This window comes from Sphingorhabdus sp., assembly GCF_023910635.1.
Lineage (GTDB): Bacteria > Pseudomonadota > Alphaproteobacteria > Sphingomonadales > Sphingomonadaceae > Sphingorhabdus_B.
On the sequence record NZ_JAAVVZ010000044.1, the window covers coordinates 1 to 5,467 of the forward strand.

The 5,467-nt window shown below is 52.8% G+C and carries 8 protein-coding genes; 3 read left to right on the forward strand and 5 right to left on the reverse strand.

Annotated elements, in window-relative coordinates; translation table 11 throughout:
* A partial coding sequence (locus HEQ34_RS13705) for a hypothetical protein (RefSeq protein ID WP_296201415.1) occupies positions 1-303 on the reverse strand: 303 nt, incomplete at its 3' end.
* 560 nt (positions 304-863) lie between these two features.
* Complete coding sequence (locus HEQ34_RS13710; RefSeq protein WP_296201417.1) at positions 864-1,124, reverse strand: hypothetical protein; 261 nt, start codon at positions 1,122-1,124, stop codon at positions 864-866.
* Positions 1,125-1,473: 349 nt separating this feature from the next.
* Between HEQ34_RS13710 and HEQ34_RS13715 the strand changes: the two genes are divergently transcribed.
* The 3 genes from HEQ34_RS13715 (at position 1,474) to HEQ34_RS13725 (ending at position 2,788) form a co-directional block, all read left to right on the forward strand.
* Positions 1,474-2,019 (forward strand): glycosyl hydrolase 108 family protein, encoded by a 546-nt coding sequence (locus HEQ34_RS13715; protein WP_296201418.1) that lies wholly within the window; start codon positions 1,474-1,476, stop codon positions 2,017-2,019.
* 19 nt (positions 2,020-2,038) lie between these two features.
* Positions 2,039-2,452, forward strand: a complete 414-nt coding sequence (locus tag HEQ34_RS13720; protein WP_296201420.1) for a holin family protein — start codon at positions 2,039-2,041, stop codon at positions 2,450-2,452.
* A gap of 72 nt (positions 2,453-2,524) precedes the next feature.
* Complete coding sequence (locus HEQ34_RS13725; protein WP_296201424.1) at positions 2,525-2,788, forward strand: hypothetical protein; 264 nt, start codon at positions 2,525-2,527, stop codon at positions 2,786-2,788.
* Between the two features lie 178 nt (positions 2,789-2,966).
* On the opposite strand, the gene HEQ34_RS13730 is transcribed toward HEQ34_RS13725, so the two are convergent.
* From HEQ34_RS13730 to HEQ34_RS13740, 3 genes are all read right to left on the reverse strand, one after another.
* Positions 2,967-3,266, reverse strand: coding sequence for a DUF1153 domain-containing protein (locus tag HEQ34_RS13730; RefSeq protein ID WP_296201431.1), 300 nt, complete (start codon positions 3,264-3,266; stop codon positions 2,967-2,969).
* A gap of 372 nt (positions 3,267-3,638) precedes the next feature.
* Positions 3,639-5,171, reverse strand: a complete 1,533-nt coding sequence (locus HEQ34_RS13735; protein ID WP_296201427.1) for a LysM peptidoglycan-binding domain-containing protein — start codon at positions 5,169-5,171, stop codon at positions 3,639-3,641.
* Positions 5,172-5,220: 49 nt separating this feature from the next.
* The coding region (locus HEQ34_RS13740) for a hypothetical protein (protein ID WP_296201429.1) at positions 5,221-5,467 on the reverse strand (247 nt) is incomplete at its 5' end.

Consider the following 5,467-nt stretch of genomic DNA (forward strand, 5'->3'; position numbering starts at 1 on the left):
CCCTGTATCGCCGGTATCTAAGTCAGACAAATTGGAACCGTCTTTCAAGCCTGCATCCGAAGAGCTCTGGCTCTCGGTAGCAACTTCGGGCTTTGCCTCGCGTGGTTGCGCGTCTTCAGAATATGATAGATCAACATTCTTGCCACGAATACGGACTTTAACGGCTGACACCCAAGCTCCGGTAACGCTGTCGATTACCTCAACTTTCGCACCAAGAAACTGGGGATCAAGCTTGAACTTGCCTACAAAAGGAAATTCCTTAATCGCGCCATTCTTTGCCGTCAGTCGAATAATCGTAGCCATGCTTTGCCTTTCTGCACTTTATCTAGGGACATACGCCTCACGAAGAAATAATATACCATAACGAATCAGATGGATTTAAGCCCATAAATGATTGAATTTGTGACATAATAATGACACCCACCAACCACTTGGTAAATTTTACGTAAATTTACGAATTTATGTAGACCCGATGATGAATCACATTAATCCGTGAGAGAATAGCTCTCCAACCGAATATTCAAATCCCATGACGATATCTTCGATCAGTGCTGCTTCGCCTCGAACAAACTCGTCAATCAACCCAGGAAAATGCGGCGCGCGCATATTCGCAACAATAAGATTTCATGCCGAGGGGAATGACCCGAAGCAAGGGTTCTGCACCAAAAACAAATGGTCCAAAACGGACTTAATTCTTCGCATACACATGAAATCCAACAATAGATATGTAAATTGAAGTAATATTATGTAAATTTAATGATAGTAGGCCAATACGGACCGAATTCCTGACATACGCATGCCCATGAGATGCATCAGCCACTGCATAAATTTACGTAATTCCATCTAAAATAATCGATAATAGTTCAAAACGGACCAACGCGGCGACAGAATCGCTCTACAACCGGATATTCAAATCCCATGACGATATCGTCGATCACTGCTGCTTCGCCTGGAACAAACTCGTCGATCAACCCTGAAAAATGCGGCGCGCGCATATTCGTAATGATAAGAATTCGTGCCGCGGGGCATGATCCTAGACCCTTCAACCGCGTGTCGCGATGATCGACTTTGGCTGACAATATGGGACGTTTGAGGAAGACCATTTGGGTCAGAGCTGCACGCATAGTTTACCGCCTTCGAATCAATGTGGTGCTGCTGTGATGGTGCAACTTGATGAATTAGACGGGAACAAAGTGGCACCCGATGCAACAACGGCCATGCTCAATAAATGTCAGAATTCTGAAGTTTATGTAAGGTTTTTCACGTGCGTCACGGTGCACCCGGAACCCCCTAAATCACGGGCTGGGGGCGTAGGGGTCGCAAGTTCGAATCCTGTCGTCCCGACCAAAAATTCTACCGAAAAATAAAAGCTCAACGGCGCGCCAACCAGCGTAGATCGTGCGTTTGGCACATTTTACTTTCCTACAAATAACCCATTTGGTTATTATATATTTTGAAAGTGAGGGTGCTTTAATGCGCGACAATATTGACGAATTAATTGACGACCTGATTGCCCGTGAGGGTGGCTTTGTCGACCACCCTGCCGATAAGGGTGGACCAACGCGCTGGGGCATCACACAGGCGGTTGCCCGTCGGCATGGCTATATGGGGCAGATGGAAGAATTGCCGCGCAGCGTTGCGGCGTTGATTTATGAAAAGCAATATTGGCGCGCGCCTGCCTTCGATAATGTGGCGCAGATCGCACCGATATTAGCATGTGAGCTATTTGACACTGGCGTCAATATGGGCACCGGCACAGCAATCGGATTTTTGCAACGCGCATTGAATGCCCTGAACCGCAATGGCGCGGATTATCCAGACATAGCCGTAGACCGCACAATCGGCCCCGACACTTTGCGCGCGCTGACGGTATTTTTGGCAAAACGCGGGCCACCGGCTGAGACCGTTCTGACCAGAGCAATCGATGCGTTGCAAGGGGCCCATTATGTCCGCTTAGCCGAAGCGCGCCCTGCGCAAGAGGCATTTCTATATGGCTGGCTCACAAGCCGTATTGGTTAATTTTTGATAGGAGCATGCCATGTCACTCATTGAAGGTATCATCGGCCCTATTGCGAGCCTGATCGACAAAATCATTCCAGACCCGAAAGCGCGGGATGCGGCAAAGCTGGAACTGATCAAGCTGCAAGGCAGTCAGGAGATGGATGCATTGCGCACGCAATTGTCCGCCGTCTTGGCGGAGGCGCAATCCGCAGACCCATGGACAAGCCGCGCACGGCCCAGTTTTCTGTATGTCATGTATGCCATGCTGTTGTGGGCGATCCCGATGGGGTTGATTGCCGCGGTTCAGCCAGAGGCCGCGGCCAATATTGCGCGCGGAATGAACGCGTATCTCAACGGCCTGCCAGAGCCTTTATATGCGTTGTTTGGCACTGGCTATCTCGGTTACACCGTTGCGCGCCAATGGGGTATTTCACGCGGGCTGGAAAAATAGTTGCGCATGGCGGCCTTCATCCGTTACCTTCATCATGCCCGCGAGGGATTATAGGGACTTAGGAGAATCAAGATGAAGAAATTAGTCGCAACCGTTGCTGCTCTTGCATTTGCAGCATCGCTTACCGCATGTGGCGAAGCTGGTGAAAAGGCTGCCGAGGAAACCGCCGAAGCCGCCGACGCAACTGGCGAAGCTATGGAAGCTGGAGTAGAGAACGCGATGACTGCCACAGAAGGCGCAGCCGACGCAACCGCAGAGGCCGCTGGTGACGCAACAGCCGAAGCCGGCGCCGCTGTTGAAGAAGCTGGCAAAGACATGCAGAAAGCTGCCGAATAATCGGCACTGATTCCGTATAGAATATGAGCCCGCCCTGCGCTTACGCAGCGGCGGGCTTTTTCATGCCTGTATACCGGTCCTTGCTGTCATGTCATTTTGAGGGAACTATAATGATAGCGCGTGAGGCGGTTCCGGCCAGCCGCGCGTTGGCGGCTGTGCCGAGCAGAGCAAGATGGCGTTAGTTCTTTTGTTGGCGTTTGTATAAATCACGATAATGTTGCGCGCGCGTTACCCGCAGTCCAGCAAGGCCCGAACGATCAACGGCGCGCTGCCACGACGCGAATTCTTCCATCGTCAAGTTATACCGTTTGCAAGCTTCGTCCATGCTCAGCAATCCTCCGGTGACGGCAGCGACGACTTCGGCCTTGCGGCGAACGACCCATCGTGTGGTGCCAATCGGAGGAAGGCTTTCCATAGTTAACAGATCGCCAAGCGGACCGATGACATGTGCTTTTCGAATTTTTCCGTTCTCGATCATATCATGCATCACTCCCTTCCATGCTTATAGAAAATATATCATCAATAGTCAGTAAAACAATGCGTTAAGGGAAATAAACTTTGGTTAACAATCGGTATCTTTTGGCCGCCAATCCGGTGGCCTGAATAAGGCAGCGCACGCAACATGCACCGCCGGAGTGGGTATTGCGATGGGGCTGTCGACCCAAAGGCAGAACAATCTGCCGCGAAGCGAACCCTTGCGCGATCGGATATGCGATGTCGGCGAGACAGTGAACGGCCAAAAATCCCGCTGTGCCAAAATGCCGGAACAACCCATAAAAAAGGCGGAGCTGCGCACTCCGCCTTTTATTTTCATATTTTCAAAAAAACTGCGATGTTGCACAGTTCCGCTTTACTCCGCCGTCGGCAGATTGACCGTATCGCCCGGATACAAACGCGTAGGGTCAGTCAATTGCGGATTTGCATCAATCATAGCTTCAACGGGAATACCCCTACTTATTGCTATTCCGGAAAGGCTGTCACCTTCGGCAACAATCACCTGCTCCGGTGCTTTGGCAGTGTTTGACGGCGCCTTTGTGGCTAAGTCCGCTGCCGGCGGTGGTGCAGCTGCTGGTGCCACGACTGCTGCTGGAGCAGCTTTCGGCGGCGTGGTAGCACTACCCGAACCGAAGGACAGCGCGGCTGCGGCGAGTCCTGCGATTGCCCCGATAACAGCCAAGGCAAGCGCAAGCCGTCCAAATACCGGGAATACCCCATGTTGGGCCACCGACAGGTCCTGACGCAGCGAGTCGATTTGGTCGACAAACCGGCCACCCTTATCGTCGATAGCGGACGCCAGACGCCCTCCAGCGTCCGACACTAATTTCAACTGGTCTGCATTGCGTTCGGCCTGCGCACCTACGGTATTTAAGGTGTCCACAAGCTGGTGATTAACATGGGTTACCACATTGGACAGTTGGTCAAACCGCTTTGAGAAACTCCGCTCCCATTGAACAAACAAATCGCGCATCGCCTGATGTTCTTCACGAATGATTGTATGCAATATCGCCGATTGCTCGGGCGAGAACGCAGTGCTTAGCTCCGCACCAGCCGCTTGCACACCAACAATGGGGGTGCCTACAACCAAAGCACCGCCTGCTGGGTACAGTTCTTCGTTGATGAATTCACGCACGTCGCGGAACAGGCGTTCCCCGGCTGATTTCACGCTGCTGACGGTGAGGCCAATGACGAGCGAACCCAAAAGACCATAAAGCGACGCCACGAATGCGGTACCCATGCCCTGCATCGGGCCTTGCAATTTCACAATCATGGTCGAGAACATGGCGCCGGAATCGCTGCCAGAACCGCCGCCGAGCGCAGCAAACACGCCGGACAATTCGTCCAGTGTTTGCAGCAGACCGATAAACGTTCCGACGAGACCAAGGCCGACAAGGCTGCCCGAAAGCAAATTGGGCATGGAAAGGCGGCCGAGCATTTGCGCTTCCACGCCGCTCATTTCATCTTCCATAGCGGGTTGACGGGTGGCGAGCGGCATACCGCGCGTTTGCATATAGACCCGGTAGAAATACGCCATGCTGCCCGTCCGGGGTAATGCTGCGATCATCCGGTCCTGATCTTCGGGGGACCTGGACCTCAGGACATCAAACCAAGTTTGTTCCTTAAGAAAATCGTGCAAAACAATGCCCAGCATAATTGCGGCAGCACCGGCTACCGCAAAAATGATGTAGACGATTTCCGGGTGCGGGGTGGACGCGATGGATGTGACAACTGCATCTTGAAATGCCGTCGCGCCGCCGATGACGACAAAGGCCAGAATCCAGAATGCCTGAACCCAGCGCAGCGCCGCTTTGCCGCCTGGGCCAACGAAGCTGCGGCTGCCTGACGTTTCCTCCATCGGTAGTATTGACGTATATGTTTCTGCCATGATGTTTTTCCTAACCTTACCCTGACGTTTCTTTTGCCCCAACAGATGGTCAGGGTTCTGTGACTACAAACAGACGCAGTCCGCCCGATGCGGATCCTGCCCCTTCGTAAACCCTGACCTCCATCGCGGATGCCGGAACCCCGGCGGTGATGAGTTGATTGCGCAGCGTCGTAAGCGCGAGATAGGCACTGCGCCGCATATTGGGGTCCGCGCGTGGAATCGACGTCCAAAGCTTCACTTTTCCGCTGTTCGGACGGATATTCTCTTTCAGCGCCGCCGCGACCGAGGCGCGGTTA